Source organism: Microbacterium dextranolyticum (assembly GCF_016907295.1).
Taxonomy (GTDB): Bacteria; Actinomycetota; Actinomycetes; order Actinomycetales; family Microbacteriaceae; genus Microbacterium; species Microbacterium dextranolyticum.
Window position 1 is genome coordinate 618182 of record NZ_JAFBBR010000001.1, and the last position, 18636, is coordinate 636817.

15 protein-coding genes are annotated in these 18636 nt (G+C 63.9%); 13 read left to right on the plus strand and 2 right to left on the minus strand.

Going from position 1 to position 18636, the window contains the following annotated elements; genetic code table 11:
- Positions 1-108: 108 nt before the first annotated feature.
- The gene (locus JOE64_RS02695) at positions 109-1440 is read right to left on the minus strand and encodes an HNH endonuclease (protein ID WP_204962836.1); all 1332 of its coding nucleotides are present in this window, start codon (positions 1438-1440) and stop codon (positions 109-111) included.
- Positions 1441-2391: 951 nt separating this feature from the next.
- Positions 2392-3174: an arsenate reductase/protein-tyrosine-phosphatase family protein gene (locus JOE64_RS02700; RefSeq protein ID WP_204962837.1), complete on the minus strand. Its 783-nt coding sequence runs from the start codon at positions 3172-3174 to the stop codon at positions 2392-2394.
- Between the two features lie 61 nt (positions 3175-3235).
- On the opposite strand from JOE64_RS02700, the gene JOE64_RS02705 reads away from it, so the two are divergent.
- From JOE64_RS02705 to JOE64_RS02770, 13 genes are all read left to right on the plus strand, one after another.
- The gene (locus tag JOE64_RS02705; protein WP_271202425.1) at positions 3236-4099 is read left to right on the plus strand and encodes a CPBP family intramembrane glutamic endopeptidase; all 864 of its coding nucleotides are present in this window, start codon (positions 3236-3238) and stop codon (positions 4097-4099) included.
- Between the two features lie 246 nt (positions 4100-4345).
- On the plus strand, positions 4346-5923 hold the full coding sequence (locus JOE64_RS02710; protein WP_204962838.1) for a sugar transferase: 1578 nt from the start codon (positions 4346-4348) through the stop codon (positions 5921-5923).
- Complete coding sequence (locus JOE64_RS02715) at positions 5923-7041, plus strand: glycosyltransferase (RefSeq protein WP_204962839.1); 1119 nt, start codon at positions 5923-5925, stop codon at positions 7039-7041. Before JOE64_RS02710 ends, JOE64_RS02715 begins: the two co-directional genes overlap by 1 nt.
- Positions 7042-7221: 180 nt before the next feature.
- Positions 7222-8313, plus strand: coding sequence for a glycosyltransferase (locus JOE64_RS14775; RefSeq protein WP_372432897.1), 1092 nt, complete (start codon positions 7222-7224; stop codon positions 8311-8313).
- Positions 8310-9383 carry a glycosyltransferase family 4 protein gene (locus JOE64_RS02725; RefSeq protein ID WP_204962841.1) on the plus strand — a complete coding sequence of 358 codons (1074 nt, stop codon included), beginning with the start codon at positions 8310-8312 and terminating at the stop codon, positions 9381-9383. The genes JOE64_RS14775 and JOE64_RS02725 overlap by 4 nt, the downstream gene beginning before the upstream one ends.
- 449 nt (positions 9384-9832) lie before the next feature.
- Positions 9833-10579 (plus strand): glycosyltransferase family 4 protein, encoded by a 747-nt coding sequence (locus JOE64_RS02730; protein WP_204962842.1) that lies wholly within the window; start codon positions 9833-9835, stop codon positions 10577-10579.
- Positions 10576-11994 carry an oligosaccharide flippase family protein gene (locus JOE64_RS02735; RefSeq protein WP_239531680.1) on the plus strand — a complete coding sequence of 473 codons (1419 nt, stop codon included), beginning with the start codon at positions 10576-10578 and terminating at the stop codon, positions 11992-11994. Before JOE64_RS02730 ends, JOE64_RS02735 begins: the two co-directional genes overlap by 4 nt.
- Before the next feature lie 577 nt (positions 11995-12571).
- Positions 12572-13156 carry a glycosyltransferase gene (locus tag JOE64_RS02740; protein WP_204962844.1) on the plus strand — a complete coding sequence of 195 codons (585 nt, stop codon included), beginning with the start codon at positions 12572-12574 and terminating at the stop codon, positions 13154-13156.
- A 344-nt stretch (positions 13157-13500) separates the two neighbouring features.
- The gene (locus JOE64_RS14460) at positions 13501-14502 is read left to right on the plus strand and encodes an O-antigen ligase family protein (protein ID WP_204962845.1); all 1002 of its coding nucleotides are present in this window, start codon (positions 13501-13503) and stop codon (positions 14500-14502) included.
- A 130-nt stretch (positions 14503-14632) separates the two neighbouring features.
- The gene (locus JOE64_RS02750) at positions 14633-15943 is read left to right on the plus strand and encodes a UDP-glucose dehydrogenase family protein (RefSeq protein ID WP_204962846.1); all 1311 of its coding nucleotides are present in this window, start codon (positions 14633-14635) and stop codon (positions 15941-15943) included.
- A gap of 90 nt (positions 15944-16033) precedes the next feature.
- Entirely contained in the window at positions 16034-16885 is an 852-nt protein-coding gene (locus tag JOE64_RS14465) for a G5 domain-containing protein (protein WP_239531681.1), read from the plus strand.
- 59 nt (positions 16886-16944) lie between these two features.
- Positions 16945-18246 (plus strand): ISL3 family transposase, encoded by a 1302-nt coding sequence (locus tag JOE64_RS02765; RefSeq protein ID WP_204962472.1) that lies wholly within the window; start codon positions 16945-16947, stop codon positions 18244-18246.
- Positions 18247-18447: 201 nt separating this feature from the next.
- Positions 18448-18600, plus strand: coding sequence for a hypothetical protein (locus JOE64_RS02770; protein WP_204962847.1), 153 nt, complete (start codon positions 18448-18450; stop codon positions 18598-18600).
- Positions 18601-18636 lie beyond the last annotated feature (36 nt).

Sequence of the window (18636 nt, forward strand, 5' to 3'; positions counted from 1 at the left end):
CCCCGCCAGCTGGGCACGGAGCCGCGGCGGCCAAGCCCGGCCCACCCCGTCGGCCAAGCACCGAGCCGAGCCGAGCCGAGGCGCGACAGGGCGGCGACAGGGCGGAGGTCAGGCGGTCAGGGCGTAGCGGGCGGCCCCGCCGGGGCGGGGTGTGCGTGTCGGGTCTATCCACGGGGGTGGGATGAACCAGACGTGCGCGGTCGTTCCGGTGCCGTCGACATGGATGTCCCATCCGTCGTTGTGGATGCGGTGGTGGCATCCGGTGCAGAGCAGCACTCCGTTGGAGAGGTCGGTGGTGCCGTGGTCTCGTTTCCACCAGTTGATGTGGTGGGCGTGGGTCCAGGGTGGGGGCGCCGAGCAGAAGGCGCAGCCGCCGTCGCGTTCGACGAGGGCGAGCTTCTGTGCCGGGGTGAACAGGCGCGTGGTGCGGCCCCAATCGAGGATCTCGCTGTCGCCACCGAGCACCGCGGGCACGATCTGCAGGTCGGCGGCGAGGCGCCGCACCGCCCCGGCAGGCAGCGGCGCGTCGGTGCCGTCGACCTGCGCGGCGCCGAGGCCGGATTCGAGCTGTTCGAGCGTCATCCGCACGACGACGGTGGTGGTCGCCGCGGTGGGCACACGGGTGCAGCCGATCGCGTGCGCGCACACGTCGCTGAGCGCGTCGGCACGCATCTGGGTGGGGCTGCGGTGGTCGCGGGTGGCGTCGTCGGCGTGCTCGTTGCCCTGCATGATGCGGGTGACCATCGCATCGACGGCGGTTCTGATCGGAGCGGCGGTCTCGATGTCGAACACCCCGGTCAGATGCACCAGCCCGTCGCGCTCATGAATAGTGAGTGAACGCTTCGCGCGACGGTCTTCGTGGCGGTCGTCGACGCCGTTCGGGTCGAGGTGCGCCTCGGCCCGGGCGATGAGTCGGGCGAGGTCGTCGGCGCGCATTCCGGGAGCGCGTGCGCACAGTTCGCGTTCGGCCGAGTCGAGCCGCCCGGCATCCACCCGCACAGCCAGCCGGTCGAGGAGGGTCACGATCACCGCCGCCGTCGTCACCGACAGAGCCCCGGATGCCACGGCCGCGGCGACATGGGGGTGCGGGGCGGGCAGATGCTCGCCGTCGAGCGACATCCGCGGGGCGGTCGCCTCGCCGACCTGCACGATCTTCACCGCTTCGGCCACCGACGACCCCGTCGTCGCCTGGATCAGCGCGACGGGCGACCGGAACCCCTGCGTCTTCGCGAGCGACTCTTTGCCCAATTCGGTGCGCGACTGCCGCGAGATCTCGGCGGCGACCGGCGCGAACGCCGCATTCACGTGGCGCAGCAGGGCGCCGAATGCCTGATTCACCGCGACCAACGCGCCCGGCGTCAGCGACTCGGGCGCCTGCCCGCCACCCGCCGCGGTCAGCGCGGCGAGGGCTTCAGCGATGCCATCGAGTCGGTTCTCCATGACTTCGACATTAGAACATACCTCCGACACTGGCGCAGGTTATCCACAGTACGGATGTCGGCCCCGCCGCAGAAGCCAGCGCCGCACTGCACGCGCTCGGTCGTGTGAATGCCCGCGCTGCTCGGGAGGCTGCGGATGCGATCGGTCCCGTCGATGCCACCACTACGTCGGGTGTCGCGGATGCGCTCGATCCTGGCGATGCCCGCGCTGCCCCGGACACCGCTGATGCGCTCGATGCCGTCGACGTGCTCGGCGCCGTGGATGCTGCCGCTGTTCCGGACGCCGCGGATGCCGCCGCAACCCCGGATGCCAGAGGCGCGCGCACCCCTGCCCACACCAGCGCTGCCCCCGGATCCCACGGGCGCGCCCCGCCCCGCGAACACCAGCGCTGCCCCCGGATCCCACGGGCGCGCCCCGCCCCGCGAACACCAGCGCTGCCCCCGGATCCCACGGGCGCGCTCCGCCCCGCGAACACCAGCGCTGCCCCCGGATCCCGCGCACGCGCTCACCCCGCGAACACCCGCGCTGCCCCCAATCCCGCGGTTCCGCTCCGCCCCGCGAACACCTGCACTGCCCCGATTGCCGCGGAAGAGCCCGCTCCGGTGGCCGCCGACCGCCGGCCGCCGACCGCCGACCGCCGACGGGACGACCCGGGACCCTCCTGTGCCGGGTCACCGGCCCCGAGATGCCGCGCGGATCTCGGACGACCCCGAGATACGGCGCGACCCCGGTCGCGCGCCGTGAAGCCCAGCTTCGAGACCCCTCGACGCCCCACCCGCGCAACCCGCGACGCAGCGCCGAGCCCCGACAGGGAGCCCCGCCGCAAAACCGCGCTGGTGGCGACGCGCCCCTACGCGAGCCCCGACAGAGAGCCCCCCGAACAGCCGCTACGCGAGCACCGCAGCACCCGGACGCTCCGCTACGCGAGCACCGCACCACCCGGACGCTCCGCTACGCGAGCACCACCCGGAACACCCGCTCGACCGCGTCGATCGCGGGCGCGAGCTCGTCGGCGGACTGGGCGTACAGCTCGGCGCTTCCGCCGATGGGGTCGATGACGTCGTCGTCTTCCGGCGCCGCCGGAGGCAGGACGAGCCCGCGCCGCCCGGCGATGGCGGCCAGCGCCGCCGTGATCCGCGCCCGTGAGTCGAGCGCACCGTCTGCCGCTCCGACCGACGAAGCCGGCCCACGCGACCCCTCCGGCTCCACAGCCGAAGCCTCCGCCGCACCGCGCCGCCTCGACCTGAGAGACCCCAGAGACCCCAGAGCCCCGAGACCCCCGAGACCCCCCAGAGACCCGAGACCGTCGGACCCCCCCAGAGCATCAACAGCACCAAAAGCACCCACGGCATCCGCCGCGGCGCGCAGCTCGTCGTCCGAGACGGCGGCGGCGAGCCGGGCGAACTCGCGGGCGGTGAAGGTCGACCGTCCGCGCGCGGGCGCGAGCTCGACGACTTCGCGGCGGTGGTCGCGGGCCATGGCGAGCACGAGCACGGGGGATGCCAGGTGCGCCGGCGTCAGGTGGCGCGCGCGGTGGGCGGCGGTGGCATCCGCCTCGATTCCGCGGGCGATGGCGAGCTGCGCCGACTCGGGCATCATGGGCGCGCCGTCGCGGGCGCGCGTTCCGGCGCTCGAGGTGGTGACGCCGAGGTCGGCGAGGCGGCGCGCGATCAGCTGCGCGGCGAGGGGCGACCGGCAGATGTTGCCGGTGCAGACGGTGAGGATCTCGAGCACGACTGCTTCCTGAGGGGGAGGGGGACTGCGTCTCGCGGCGCGAGACCGGTAGTTTGGCCGCGTGCCCGATCAGCATAGCGATGACCGACCTGCGTCCTCCGCCGCGGTAGAGCCCCCCACTCCGCCCGAGTCGACGGCCCCCGCGCCCGACGCGAGCAGCGACCCCGCGCCCGGCCCGACCAACATCCCCGACCAAGCCCCCGAAGGCCCGACCCCGCCCCGCCACCGCCCCCGGCGCGACTGGCGGCAGGGCGGTCACGCCGTGCGCCGGTGGGACCTCACCGTGCTGTCGGTCGCCCTCGTGGGCCTCGGGCTCGGCGTGGTCGCCGGCGGCGCCGTCAACCGGATCGCCGCCCCGTGGGCGCCGTTCGCCTCGAGCGTCGTGCTGTGGGTGGGCATGCTCGCCGCCATCGTCTTCGCGCTGGCACGGTCGCGCCCCGCACGGCTGCTGCGGTTCAAGCCCACCGACCTGCTGTGGGGTGTCGCCTTCGGCCTCGGTCTGAGACTGCTGCAGGGGTGGATCGCGGGCGGCGGATCGTTCCCCTCCGCCGGTGCGCTCGGCGGTGGGCTGCCCTCGTCGTGGTGGCTGACCGATGCGCTGCCGGCGGTGGTGATCGCTCCGCTCATCGAGGAGTTCTTCTTCCGCGGCATCCTGCTGGTCGTCGTCTACCAGCTGTTCCGCCGCTCGCTCGGCGGGCTGTCGGCGGGCCTCACGGCGCTGCTCGTCTCGACCGGCGGATTCGTGCTGCTGCACGCCGCGTCGGGGTCGCTGACGCTGAGGGATGCCATCGTGCTGTTCGCCGTCGGTGCGACGTGCTCGCTGGTGGTGCTGCTGACGGGACGCATCTGGGGCGCCGTGCTCACGCACGCGGTCTACAACGCCGCCTACGTGGTGCTGATCGTCGCCGGCACCGCACTCGCGTAACGCCGAGGACGCCGCACGGCGCCGAGTCGAGCCTGTGCGGCATGCGACGAGACCGCGAACATTTCATCCAAAAGTAGATGAGACGGCTCTCATGTATGCCCCTAGTATGCAAGATGCCCCCCGGCATCGCCGCGGACGGTGAGCACCACTCGTCGCCGTTCGTTCTCGACACACCGTCGACACAATCGACTGCTAGTCTCCCGCTCACGCCGGACTTTCCCCCCACCCAGCGAAGGAGCCACCGCAGTGTCGACCGACTTCGAGGTCGATGCGACGACGGAGTCGCTTCACAACTCACCTTCCCCCGATAGGCCACGCGGCGCACGCGTCGCGGCTCTGGGCGAAAGCGAGGCGACGAAAACTCATTCGCGCCCCGCCCTGCGCGTGGCCGACAACTGGCGTCGCCGCTTTCAGCGTCGGCTCATCGTCAGCGACCTGCTTGCACTCGTGTGGGTCGTGTTCGGCACGCAGATCGCCTGGTTCGGCTTCGGTAACGCGCAGCTCGCGATCGCCAAGGACGCCCGCATCTCTGACATCTCGTACTGGCTGTTCTCGATCATCCTGATCGTCGCCTGGATGGGCGCCTTGTCGTGGAGCGATTCGCGCAGCTACCGCGTTATCGGAATCGGAACCACTGAGTACGTTCGCGTCGCGTCGTCCAGCTTTCGACTCTTCGGCGTCATCGCGATCATTGCATTCTTAACGCAGACGGATGTTGCGCGAGGATTCTTGCTGCTCAGCCTGCCGATCGGCGTAGTCATTCTTCTGTGGACCCGGTGGCTATGGCGTCACTGGTTGCTCTCGAAGCGCGGTCGCGGAGAGTGGTCGGCTCGGCTGCTCCTCGTCGGGTCCGAGTCCTCGGTATCTCAGATCGCTCGCGAACTGCAACGTTCGCCGAGGTCGGGCTACGTCGTGGTCGGAGCTTGCATCCCCCACGGCAAGATCGCGGACACTATCGAGGGGACCGACGTGCCTGTGATGGGCAGCGTGAACGCGGTGTCGTCGGCCATGGCTGTAGTTCGGGCAGACACGGTGGCCATCACGAGCACTGACGAACTGCCGGCCGACAAGGTGAAAGAGATCTCGTGGCACCTCGAGGCGGGGCGACAGCACATGGTGCTCGCCCCGAGCATCATCGACATCGCCGGCCCTCGTCTGCATACGCGTCCGGTGGCGGGGCTGCCCCTCATACATGTGGAGACCCCGAGATTCTCCATGGGGCAGCGCTTCGTCAAGCGCACCTTCGATCTGATCTGCGCATCGATCTTTATCGTGCTGCTCTCGCCGTTGTTGCTCGCGGTGACCATCGCCGTCTCGTGGACGAGCACTGGGCCTCTTCTCTATAAGCAGGTGCGCATCGGCCGCAACGGCCAGCCGTTCAAGATGCTCAAGTTCCGTTCGATGCGTGTTGGTGCCGACAAGGAGCTCAAGGCTCTGCTCGAAGCACAGGGAACGAGCGAGAAGCCGCTCTTCAAGATCAAGGATGACCCCCGAATCACTCCGGTGGGCACGTTCATCCGGAAGTACTCGCTCGACGAGCTTCCACAGCTGTTCAACGTGCTGGGCGGCTCGATGAGCCTCGTCGGCCCCCGTCCGCAGATCGCGGCGGAAGTGGCTCTCTACACGGATGCCGCTCGGCGGCGGCTGCTCGCCCGCCCAGGCCTCACCGGGCTGTGGCAGGTGAGCGGACGGTCCAGCCTTGATTGGGAGGACGCGGTGCGTCTCGACCTTTACTACGTGGAGAACTGGTCGCTTGTTAGTGACCTCGCAATCTTGATGAAGACGGCGAAGGCCGTGCTCGCACCGGGGGAGTCTGCGCACTGATGTCGGGATTGCTGGTTCATGAGTGGATCGCATCGAGCGGTGGATCTGAAAACGTACTTGAGCGGTTCGCTTCCATATATCCAGACGCGGACATCCTTTGCCTCTGGAACGATGCGCACGCCAGATTCGATTCCTCGAGAGTATCGGAGACGACGCTGTCTAAGACGCCGCTCCGTAGGAGCAAGGCGGCTGCGTTGCCTTTGATGCCCCTTGTTTGGCGCGCCAGACGCGAGGGATTCGATTGGGCACTGGTCAGCTCTCACCTCTTCGCACACCACGTTCGGATGCCGTCAGTCGATGTGCCTAAGCTCGTCTACGTACACACGCCCGCTCGGTACATCTGGGCGCCGGAGCTCGACAGACGCGGTGATGGCTCGCTCGCACGAGCCGTGGGCGACAGGTTCAAGAGCCTCGATCGTCGTCGGGCGGGCGAGGCACGGAGCATCGCAGCCAACAGCCACTTCATCGCCGACCGAACCCAAGAGGCTTGGCATCGCGACGCGATCGTCATTTACCCGCCGGTGAACACCGAACAGATCACAGCTATCGCCGACTGGCGAGAGATGCTAGGTGAGCGGGAGCGCGAGACCTTGGAAGCGTTGCCTCAAAGCTTCGTCCTCGGGGCTTCTCGACTAGTGGACTACAAGCGGCTCGATCTAGTCGTCAAGGCCGGCGAGTCGGTAGATCTTCCGGTCGTCATAGCTGGTTCGGGTCCTGCGCGTGCACAACTGGAGGAACAGAGCCGCCAAGCGAAGGTCCCAGTCACGTTTGTGGACTCGCCTACTACTCCTTTGCTCTACGCGCTGTACCAGAGGGCCACGGTTTTTGTGTTTCCGCCTGTCGAGGACTTCGGGATCATGCCCGTGGAAGCCATGGCGGCGGGCACCCCTGTGGTGGTCAATGCCATCGGCGGCGCCGCGGAGAGCGTGAATGCGCCGGAAGCCGGTGCAGTCTTTGTCTCGGAGGATAGACACGAACTACGGCGTGCGGTACTCGATGCGTCATCCATCGATCCTGCTGCTGCGAGGGCTCGCGCGGAGCTCTTCAGCGCTTCTCGGTTTGACCGCGAAGTTGCCGCATGGGTAGCTACAAACGTAAAGGGAGGTGGAACCGATTGATTAACGGTCCCGAAGCGGTGGCACGCGCAGGTGCGGGAGCAGTTCGTCACTCAAGTCGGGAAAGCACAGTTACATCCTGGACACCCCTCGGAGAAACGCGTGAACTCCTCGATTGAAGTCAGCACACCCGCAGAGCGCTACCAAGGACGAGAAGTCCTCGTAGTTCGACACGCTTTTCCGGTGCTATCGGAAACCTTTATTCGTCGCCAGGTAGCCGCTATGAGGCGGACGCGAGGGGTCATTTTCTGCCGAGACCAGCTTGCGAGCGATGGACCATATGAGATCGCCGGTGGCAGCCAACTGTCCCGATTCGAGAGATTTTTCTACACTATTTTTCGGTCGACCAAGATTCCTCTCCGGCATTTGCGAGGTCGCGAGGTGGCGCTCGTTCACGCACACTTCGCCATCGAGGGTGTCTATGCGCTCAAGCTCGCGAAGAAACTCCGAGTTCCGCTTGTAGTCACTCTCCACGGCTTTGATATCTCAATGCATAGAAGTGCTCTACTACGAAGTATGAAGCCGGCTTGGGTGAATTTTGCGCTCTTCGAAGCGAGATTGAAGAAATCACCGACGCAGTTTATTGCAGTATCGGAGCACGTCCGGCGTGCGGCGGTGGAGCGAGGTTATCCGGGCGGCCAAATTCGAACCATGCCGATTGGTGTCCCCGTAGAGCAAACAGTTACGCGTGAGCCTCGCGGCCAGTTTCTTCACGTCGGTCGACTTGTCGAAAAGAAGGGAACATCTACGCTGCTCCGAAGCTTCGCCAAGATTTCCTCAGAGACAGACTGGGAACTGAAGATCGTTGGCGATGGCCCGCTTAGAAACGAACTCGAGGCTCTTTCTCGTGAACTAGCCATCGACTCCAGAGTGGTCTTCGTGGGAGCGCAGTCGTCAGCGTATGTGCGTGAGTCGATGGAGACGAGCGGTATCCTGGTCGTACCTAGTAAGACCGCCCACAACGGAGATCAAGAGGGTCTTCCGACGGTGGTTCTCGAGGCGTTAGCCCTAGGCGTACCCGTGCTCGCTACAAGGCATGCGGGTATCCCTGAAGTTGTGGTCGATGGCCAGAACGGATGGTTGGTCGATGAGGGAGACGAAGCAGGTTTAGCGCGTACTCTGCTCGGTGTGGCAAGCATGAATGCGATTGAACTCCAGGGTTTCTTCTCCCGGGCCCGCGAGTCTGTCGAGAAGAGCCACTCCTTGGAAACGCAGACCGCGAAGCTCGAGGAGCTATATGACGAGTTAATAGAAGGTGCGCAGGTGACTAAATGAAGCTATTGCAAGTAGCTCGCGAGATTCGTCCGGGTGGCGGGATATGCGGTGTTGCCTACGAGCTGGAGGCCGAGTTCCAGCGCCTCGATGTTGACGTTGACCGCCTCGACTTGGAGGTCATTGGGCGTTCGCTACCAAATGTCTCGCGTAGTCGCATCATCAATAAGTTGCGACTAATGCGCGACGTAATCTGGTTCACTCATCGAGCCACTCGCGAAGTGCGAGCTTGGAAGTTGGCAAATCCGCGGGGCGTCGTTCTTACGCACGGCGACGCGGTTGTTGGCGACATCTACGTTAACCATGGGTTTCATAAGGCCGTGGTTCAACGTCGCGGATATCTTCGGGCTATCCTGGGGAACCCATTTCATATCTATCTTATGTGGCGAGAAAGGCGACGCTTCTCTGCTAGCGATCTTCGCCTGGTTGTGTCGCTTTCAGATGAAGATGCAGAGCTCTTACCGACCCTCTATCCGGGATATCGCGGATCCACGGTCGTTATCCCGAACGGGGTAAATGTTGAGAAGTTTAGCATTGATAGTGTGGCCCGGCCCGAGAATCCCTCGCTGGTATTCATCGGTCACGAGTTCGAACGGAAAGGTCTCGACGTGGCGCTGGAGGCGCTGGTCGAATTGCCAGCGTGGAGACTTCTCATCGTCGGAGGCGATGAGTCTATGGTGGCTACATATAAATCGAAAGCCGCTCAGTTGTTTGTTCAGGACAGAGTAATCTTTCTCGGACGACAAAGTGACATCCGCCCCTTCCTCCAAGAAGCCCACTTTCTGATACTTCCGAGCGCGTATGAAGCCTCTCCGCTGGTCGTTGCAGAGGCCTTAGCCGCCGGGGTGCCTGTTATTGCGACGCCCTATGGGTCGGTGAGTCAATGGGTGGCGACCGGTGTCAACGGCTTCCTTATCGAGAAGCGGGCAGGGGACGTCATAGCGGCGCTTTCCACATTTGATGTAGAGGAATCATGGGCGGATATGAGTATCCGAGCGCGCGAGTCGGGCGCGAGGCTCTCCTGGGGGGCGGTCGCGGAGAAGTATTATCAAGAGATGGCAGCATTAAAATGAAGAGTCTCACTGTTGCCAGTGCGGTGTTTCCGGTCCCCGTTGATCGCGGGGACGCTCTGCGCGTAGCGGCGCTGCTGGATGCTCTTTCCGTTGAGCCGCGGTTTGCGAAATGGTCGAAAACACTAGTGGTTTCCAGAAGACCTGACACGACTGCAGACGACGTCGCCGCGCTCCGGAGGCGCTATCCAGGCTTCAACATCGTATGCACCTCCGCCTCGCTCCTACTTGGACATGGTCGGCCGGCGCGAGCTGTGAGATGGTTAGTTAGTGTCCTTGCCCGGACTCCGAATGGCATCCTTGAAAAAGCTCCCGCCCGCTTTGTTCGAGCTCGTCGCGATCGCGGTCCCGCTGATCTCCTGTGGGTACTTGGTGAGGGTGGTGCAAGGCGACTCGCCGCCGCTGAAGCCGATCTCGTGGTTTGGGACAAAGCGAACGTTCTGGGGGCGTCCATGACATCCATGTGGGCTAACCGCGCAATCCGCACCGCTCTAGGGGTTGTCGCTGCTCGTGCGTTCGAGCGCCGCGTGCTGCGCCATGTGGACAAAGTCGTTGTAACCTCCATCGACGAGGACATCCGGCTGCGTTCTATCTATGGAAGGTCTGCGGACGCGATCGTCGCCTCAGGAGTTCAATTGGGTGTGATCTCGAGGTCGGCGCATCGGAACGGCATTGGGTGGATGAGTTCGTTCAACTATGGTCCGAACGTCGACGGCTTACGCGCATTCCTGCAGCTTGCGTGGCCGGCTCTGGCCGATGAAGGTCATCACCTGTGGGTCGCGGGTGCTGGGGAACCGCCGGCCGATTTGAAAGCAATCATGGAGCGCGATCCTGCGATAACGTTTAGTGGATTCGTAGCTGATCTGGACACATGGATGTCTGAGCGCGAAGCCGCCGTCGTTCCAATCTGGGCTGGAGCTGGTGTCAAGCTGAAGACTCTCACATGGCTTGCCAGCGAAACGCCTGTGATTTCTACCGACGCCGGCATTGAGGGGATTGCGGTGCGGGATGGTGAGAGTTTTCTCATTGCTTCTACTCCAGTGTCCTTCGCCGCCCGAATTAGGGATTTCTACGGTATGACGGTGAACGACCGAGAAAATCTCGGCCGCTGTGGTAGAGAATTGGTGGAGCGTGAGTTCGGGGCAGAAACGCTGTCGGTCGACTATGTGAAAAAAGTAGCGTCCTGGGCGGGTGCATGAACCTCGCGCGACGAACCTGGGTGAATGTCTTTGCTCGCTTATTTGGGTCTCTATCAGGGGCGTTGGCCGGCGTTTTCTTGGCGCGCGGACTCTCCGTAACAGACTTTGGTTTTCTGTCTAGCACTTTCGCCCTCGTTGGCGTCGCGACCTTGGCGTCGGATCTTGGTGTTTCGCAGACCACCACGCGCCTCGTCAGCAGGCATCCGGAGAAAAGCGCAGAGATTGGTTGGATCGGAGCTCTGCAACGAGGTAGCCTAGCTCTGCTTTTTACAGCGCTGTCGTGCCTCGTGATTCTCTCGCAGCCAGTTCCGGTGAGGATCGCGAGCATAATACTAGCGGTGTCGATCATTGCCGCTGCAGGGAATGTCGGTCAGTCCTTGCTACTAGCACGACTTCGCCCAGATCTCGTCGCAAAGGCCGGGCTTGTTCAGAGTCTGATTTGGACCCTGGGCGCCTTTTCTTGTTGGCTTCTATCCGGCGGTCCCGTCGTCTTTGCCGTGTTTTTCCTGATTTCTCAGATTGCGCAGAGCTGTGTAGTTCTTGCGCTGAGCAGAGACTTGTTGCGGGCGCCGCGCCGCGCGTTGATGTTAAGGCTTGCGAAGCCAATCATCGCGTCGTCGGTTACGGTTGGCGTCGGCGCGCTCGCCTGGGCAGCAATGCAGCGCCTGCCGATCGTCTTTGTCACTTCGACGGCCGGTGCACAGGAGGGGGCTTTTCTGGGTGTAGCGGGACGGATTCTGGACGTCCTTTTCATATTCCCGACCGTAGCAGCGGCAACGCTTCTTCCTGTGCTCGCAAATCGAGCGGGAAGTGCCAAGCAGGGTGACGTTCAGCGTCGCTCGCTTGCACTAATGACTGCCCTTGGCGCCGTCCTGGCGTTCGGTGCCAGCATCGGTGGGGGCGCCGCCGCGGTCATAATGTTCGGCTCCGACTACGTCGCGTCGGCGGCTACCGTCGCCGTCTACTCTCTCGTTGTCCTGCCGTTCGCAGTGGACTGCTACTGGGGCACTCAATTGATCGCCGCAAACCGCGGATCCGCAATGGCGTGGACTGGTATCGTCTCGGCGTTAGTTTCCATCACGCTGGCTATTGTCCTGACGCCTACGTGGGGTGCGGTCGGCGGTGCTTTTGCCGTCCTCTTGGCGCAGAGTCTTCGCGCGCTGTGTCTTTGGATTGCTGCATCAGATCTGCGGCAGCGGGCAACGCGATGGGATCAGGGCGTTAGCGCAATTCTGGTTGTAGTTGCGGTAGGGGCAGTATCGTTCATCACAGATATCTCGCATGTCCTCGCAGTGACGCCAGTTCTTGGCATCTTGGTTGCTGGCATATCGAGTGTTGTCTTCGCTCTCATCATTATGGTGCTGTTGCAGATTCGTTGGCGCGAATTTCTCGCTGTATTCGGAAGAGGGGCCTGAGGCCATGCGCATATTGCTTATCTCCACTGCTGATTGGGATCATCCATTCTGGACCAACAAGCAGCATGTTGCCGTGACGCTGGCTGATTTGGGTCACGAAGTACTATATGTAGACAGCCTGGCCATTAGGTCGATGAGTTCCGCGGATCTGACTGCCAATCGTGGTCGCATCATCCGCCGCATTAGGTCCGCGTTTCGGGCTCCTCGGATTGTTCCAGAAGGTGTGCAAGTAGTGAGCCCCCTTGTCTTGCCAGCGTGGGACAGGGCCTTTGTGAGGTTTGTTAATCGGGTGGCGTTGGCTTTTCAGAGCAGGTTTTGGCGCGTGAATCGGTTCGCCCCGGATGTGGTGCTAACTTACTCTCCTATCACGCTTGTTGCATGGCCTCGGCTCAGGTGGCCGGTCTATTACCACCTTGTGGACGATATTTCGGCGCAACCCGGAATGCCTCAGGCTCTAATAAGGTCGGCAGAGGATCATCTTTTAGCTGAGGCGCGTCTAGTTTTTGTGACGAGCCCGGCGTTAGCAGAAATCGCAGCGAGGGTTGCGGCACCCGATCGCATAATCGAGCAAACGAACGTGGTCGGCGACGAGTGCTTCGTGTCACGCTCGGAAGTCGTGCGTCCGGTCGACTTGCCGCCTGGTCCAATCGTTGGATTTGTGGGTGCGGTGAGTGAGTACAAGTTCGACTTCACCCTGTACCGACAACTGGTGGAGCTTCTTCCGGGGGTTAACTTCGTGATCATCGGGAAGCTTGGCGAGGGGCAGATCGGTCAGGAGCTGCCGGACTTCTTTGATCTTCCGAATGTCCATTTCCTCGGCCCCAAGCCATATTCCGAGGTTCCTCATTACATGACACACTTCGATGTGGCTGTTCTTCCATGCCCCTTGAACGAGTATACGCGTGCGATGTTCCCAATGAAGTTCTTCGAGTATCTGGCAGCGGGAGCTGCCGTCGTGTCGACTAGGCTTGAGTCGATTCAAGCCTTCAGCGATGTAGCATTCTTTGCCGACTCGGCAGCGCAGTTTGGGGAGCAGATCCGCAAAATACTGGATTCTGGTAATCCCCGCGCTGCGGCCGGTGTTGACATCGCTCGTGAACACACCTATCAGTCGCGAACGGCGGCGATGATCCGTCATTTTGAGAATGTGGACCAACCGTGACTGCGACGTCTCGCCGTCGGCCCGCCCTCATTTTTCGCTCACCTGGGCGCGCGTCAAGCTCGACTGAGCGTCTGCTGGCGGCGGTGGTGTGTTTAGGCGTTCTGCTGCCGTCGCTGCTCGTTGTTCTCGCTGGCACCCGCTACTTGACACCCACAGGCTGGGCCTCGCCAGATAGCCCCGCGGCGAGTCTTGCCCGCAATGCTCTGCTTGGCGCGCTCCTTGTACTTCTCTTATCCAGAATGGTTGTTGCGCCGTCAAGTACGTCTAGACCGCCGTCCACGCTCCTTGTAGGGATTGCACCCGTTGTTGCAGTAGTTTCATCGCTGGCTAGTGGTGGTGATGTGGTGCCGACGGTCATCGCTTTTGTTACGGTTGTTTCCTTCTGGGTGCGACCTCCTGGCCTCGAGCTAGTTCGTCATATCGCCGGTTGGGGAGTTGTGTCCTGCGCCGTCAGCCTGCTGCTTGGTGTCGCGCTTCCGGCCTATGGGCTCATGCCCACAGTAAGCGGCGATCAGTCAGACAAGGCGATAGTCGGTGGCACCCTGCTATCTGGAATGTTCAATCATTCGAACACGCTCGGTGCAGTTGCCGCACTGACTCTTCCGCTGGTTTTTTTGTTTCGCCGTCGCATGACAGTATTCTTGTCGATAATTTTTACGTTTTGCGCGTTGATCTGGTCGGCGTCGCGAACTTCGATGATCGCGGCGATCGCTATGGCTTTCGCGTGGTTTGTCGTCCGTCTTTTTCGGAGATCGAATCGCGTGTCTGTGGCCGTTGTCTCGTTCGTGTTGATCGCTTCATTGCTCTTGGTTGCGATTACCCCCTTTGTTACTGACGACCCGACAGCGTTCACCTCGCGTGGTCAGATTTGGATCTTTTCCCGCGGTGCTTTTGAAGCGGCTCCTATATTCGGCAACGGAGTTTCTTTCTTCCAGGACATTTGGGCTGTGAATAATGGGCTCTTCAAGGATGCTCAACACGCGCATAATTCTTTCTTGACTCAGCTCACTACCCTAGGATTGGTTGGCGGAGTCGGCCTATTTTTACTTGTCTTTATGTGCGCTCGCGTTTCCCTGGCGTATGCGCGAATAGGTGACCTTCGACTGTCTATGTATGTAGTGGTCTGGCTCGTTTTGAGTATCGGTGAGACGGTCTGGCGCTTTAATGTCACTCAACCGATGTGGCTCTTCGGAACTTTGCCTTTAATTGTCCTGGCGGCCTCGGGAGTTCCGCGTTGGATTCCTTCGCAGGCAGAGGATGGCCAATTGAGGCAGGCGCGGCCTCGTCCGTCGTGGTACCAACGGGGCGCACCGCTGGTATCCTCTGATTCTGTCGCGCATCGATAGGAGCGCTTACTGCCTTTTTCCAGTTCCCGGTCTCGTTTGCCGCGATTTCGTTTAGAAGCTGGATGCGCGCTTCTGGTAGGAACAGTCTTGCGTGTTCTCCCCCGATTCCGTCCCCCCACTTGGAGTTCGTATGAAGCTGTCGGTCATCGGTTGCGGTTATCTCGGCGCGGTTCACGCAGCCGCGATGGCATCCATCGGACACGACGTCGTCGGTATCGACGTCGACCAGCGCAAGATCGACGCGCTGTCGAAGGGTGAAGCGCCGTTCTTCGAACCGGGACTGCAAGAGATTCTCACTGCTGGCATCGCGGCGGGCAACCTGCGCTTCACGACCGACATGGCCGCTGCGGCTGGCGCCAAGGTGCACTTCGTCGGCGTCGGCACGCCGCAGCAGAAGGACGGCTACGCCGCCGACCTGACCTACGTCAATGCGGCCATCGATGGGCTGCTGCCTTATCTCGCCGAGGGCGACATCGTCGCGGGTAAGTCGACCGTCCCCGTGGGCACGGCCGCCGGTCTGGCGCCGCGCGTCTCTGACACCGGCGCGACGCTCGTGTGGAACCCCGAGTTCCTGCGCGAGGGCTTCGCGGTGCAAGACACCGTCGACCCCGACCGTCTCGTCGCCGGTGTACCGGCCGGCGAAGAGGGTGAGCGCGCGGCATCCGTGCTGCGCGAGGTCTACCACCCCTCCGTCGCGAAGGGCACGCCGTTCATCGTGACCGACTACGCGACGGCCGAGCTGGTCAAGGTGTCGGCGAACGCGTTCCTCGCCACCAAGATCAGCTTCATCAACGCGATGGCCGAGATCGCTGAGGTCACCGGTGCCGATGTCACCCAGCTCGCCGATGCGATCGGTCACGACGCGCGCATCGGCCGTCGCTTCTTGGGCGCGGGCATCGGCTTCGGCGGCGGGTGCCTGCCGAAGGACATCCGTGCCTTCTCGGCCCGCGCAGAAGAGCTCGGGCGTGGCGAGTCCGTTGCGTTCCTCCGCCAGGTCGACGAGATCAACCTGCGCCGCCGCGAGCGGGCCGTGCAGCTTGTGGTCGAAGGACTCGGCGGTGCCGTGTTCGAGAAGAAGGTCACCGTCTTGGGCGCAGCGTTCAAGCCGCACTCTGACGACATCCGCGACTCGCCCGCACTCGATGTCGCCGTGCGTCTGCATGGGCTCGGCGCGAACGTGACCGTCACCGACCCGGCGGCCATCGAGAACGCGCGTCGCATCCATCCGCAGCTCACCTACGTCGAGGATCGTGACGAGGCCATCCGCGATGCGGATGCTCTCGTGCTCGTCACCGAGTGGGACGAGTACCGCCGTCAGCTGGCTCCTGAGTACGCCGCGACGCTTACCGAAGGGCGGGTCGTCGTTGACGGTCGCAACGGCCTCGACGCGGCTGCCTGGCGCGCCGCGGGGTGGACGTACTTCGGAATGGGGCGGCCGTAACGAGCGATCGGTCTCGTTTGTCACGGCGCCGTCGTCGTTTTCCGTTGCGCCGGTGAGCGATAGCGTCTGACAAAACCGGGGGGAGTGTCGATGACGAACGTGCAACCGGGGTGGTACCCCGACCCGAACGGCGGAGCGCACGTCCGCTGGTGGGACGGCGCCGCATGGACGGCTCACGTTGCAGATGGGCCGAGAGCGGTATCGCCGGCCTCTGCGCGCGAGCGTCGGCCGGGTCGATCGACCCCGCGCCGTGGATCGAGCCGACGCAAGGGGCTGCTCGTCGGTGCGGGTCTCGTGCTCGGCATCGCGCTGATGGGCGGCACGATCAACGCGGTCACGCTCGCCGCGCGTTCTGCGGCCGACGCGCGTGAGCCCGTCGCGTTCGTTGCCTCGTCGGCGTCGCCCACCGCGGCATCCACACCGACACGCACGCCCACGCCGACCCACGTTCCGGTCATCACGACGCACGATGAGGTCGCGGCCGAGCCGGTGCCCTTCGAGCGCACAAGGGTCGACGATGCGTCGATGCCAGCGGGGCAGAGCGCGGTGACCACGGCCGGGCAGAACGGCGAGCGCACGCGCACCTACCGAGTGACCCTCACTGACGGTGTCGAGACTGCGCGAGAGCTCGTCTCTGACGTGGTTACGACGGCTCCCGTTGCCGAAGTCACGTCGGTCGGCACGTACGTCGAGCCGGCTGCGCCGCCGCCTGCTGCAGCGTCGGACGGCTGCGATCCGAACTACGCCGAGGCATGCGTGCCGATCGCGAGTGACGTGGACTGCGCCGGAGGGCGAGGCAACGGCCCGGCGTACTTCGATGGCGTCGCCCGCGTCGTGGGTCGCGACATCTACAAGCTCGACGGGGATGGCGACGGGTGGGCGTGTAACGGGCTCTTCGCAGTTGAGGGTGTAGTCGAGGGTCGGCGGCTGGTTCGCGGATAGACGTCGAGGTCTTCCAGGATGGAAGTTCTCACACTGCCCATCTGCCGGAAGACCTCGACTTGCACCACCCTACGTTCGCGACCCCTGACCTCACCACGTTCTGCCGTCTCGATGAGCTCGGCCTCGAAGCCATCGGCCAGTTGATCGAGCCCGACCGGGCGGTACTCGAGTGCCGCGTCGTTGACGATGACCCGTGGTGTCGGAAGTGTGGCGCCGAGGGCGTGCCGCGCGACACCGTGACGCGTCCGCTCGCGCACGAGCCGTTCGGTCACCGGCCCACGACGCTGCTGGTGCGGGTGCGCCGCTACCGGTGCGGCCACTGCCGCCGCACCTGGCGGCAGGACACGACGAACGCGGCGGCGCGGCGGGCGAAGATCTCCCGCGGCGGGGTCGGGTGGGCGCTGAAGGCGATCGTGGTCGACCACCTCACCGTCTCCCGCGCCGCGGCAGGCCTGGGGGTGTCGTGGCACACCGCGAACACCGCGATCCTCGCCGAGGGCAAGCGGCGGCTGATCGACGATCCGGCCAGGTTCGACGGCGTCACCACGATCGGCGTCGACGAGCACGTCTGGCGTCACACCCGGTTCGGTGACAAGTACGTGACCGTGATCATCGACCTCACGCCCGCCCGCAACAAGACAGGTCCCGCACGGCTGCTGGACATGGTCGAGGGCCGGTCGAAGCAGGTATTCAAGGAGTGGCTCGCCGCCCGGCCTGCGGAGTGGTCGAGCCGGATCGAGGTGGTCGCGATGGACGGGTTCTCCGGGTTCAAGACGGCCGCGGCCGAAGAGCTCCCCGACGCGGTTCCGGTGATGGACCCGTTCCACGTCGTCCGCCTGGCCGGCGACGCGCTCGACCGGACCCGGCAGCGCGTCCAGCAAGACACCCTCGGGCACCGCGGTCACGCCGGCGACCCGCTCTACGGGGTCCGCCGCACCCTCCACACCGGCGCGAGCTTCCTCACCGAGAAGCAGACCGCGCGGCTCGACGCGGTGTTCGCCGCCGAGGAGCACGTCGAGGTCGAAGCGACCTGGGGCATCTACCAGCGCATCGTCGCCGCCTACCGCGAACCCGACAAGAACAAGGCGAAGGAGATGATGCGGGCGGTGATCGATTCCGTCAGCAGTGGCGTCCCCGCGATGCTGGCCGAGATTTGCCGGCTCGGTCGGACGTTGAAGCAGCGCGCCGCGGACGTCCTCGCGTTCTTCGACCTGGCCGGCACGAGCAACGGTCCGACAGAGGCGATCAACGGCCGACTCGAGCATCTCCGCGGCTCCGCGCTCGGCTTCCGCAACCTCGCGAACTACACAGCCAGGAGCCTGCTCGAGGCCGGAGGTTTCAGACCCTCCCTACACCCTTGATTCCGAAGAGCCGTGTAACGGGGGGCGGTGAGCGTCGGGGCTCCGTGCCGTGTCGTCGTCTAGCTCGTTGCGTGACGCACGGATCTTGTGCGGCGTCAGCATCCCCCCGATGTTCGGAGATATGCGCTGCGCGTACCCGTCAGCGTACGCCTCGGCTGGCTGATCTAACGGGGCGGAGATAGTCCCGATACGGTCGAGAGCATGGATACGTTTCTCGCCGCCATCATCGCCCAGATCGCCTATGTCTTTCTCGCGATCATCTTTGGAGCGCTCATCCTGCATCTCGTCATCCGCACTGCGATCACCGCGGGCATGAAGTCGTACAAGAGGTGGGAACGCAGCGGCGACGCCTGAAACGCATGAACAACCCCGACCTGTCGGTGCGGGCCG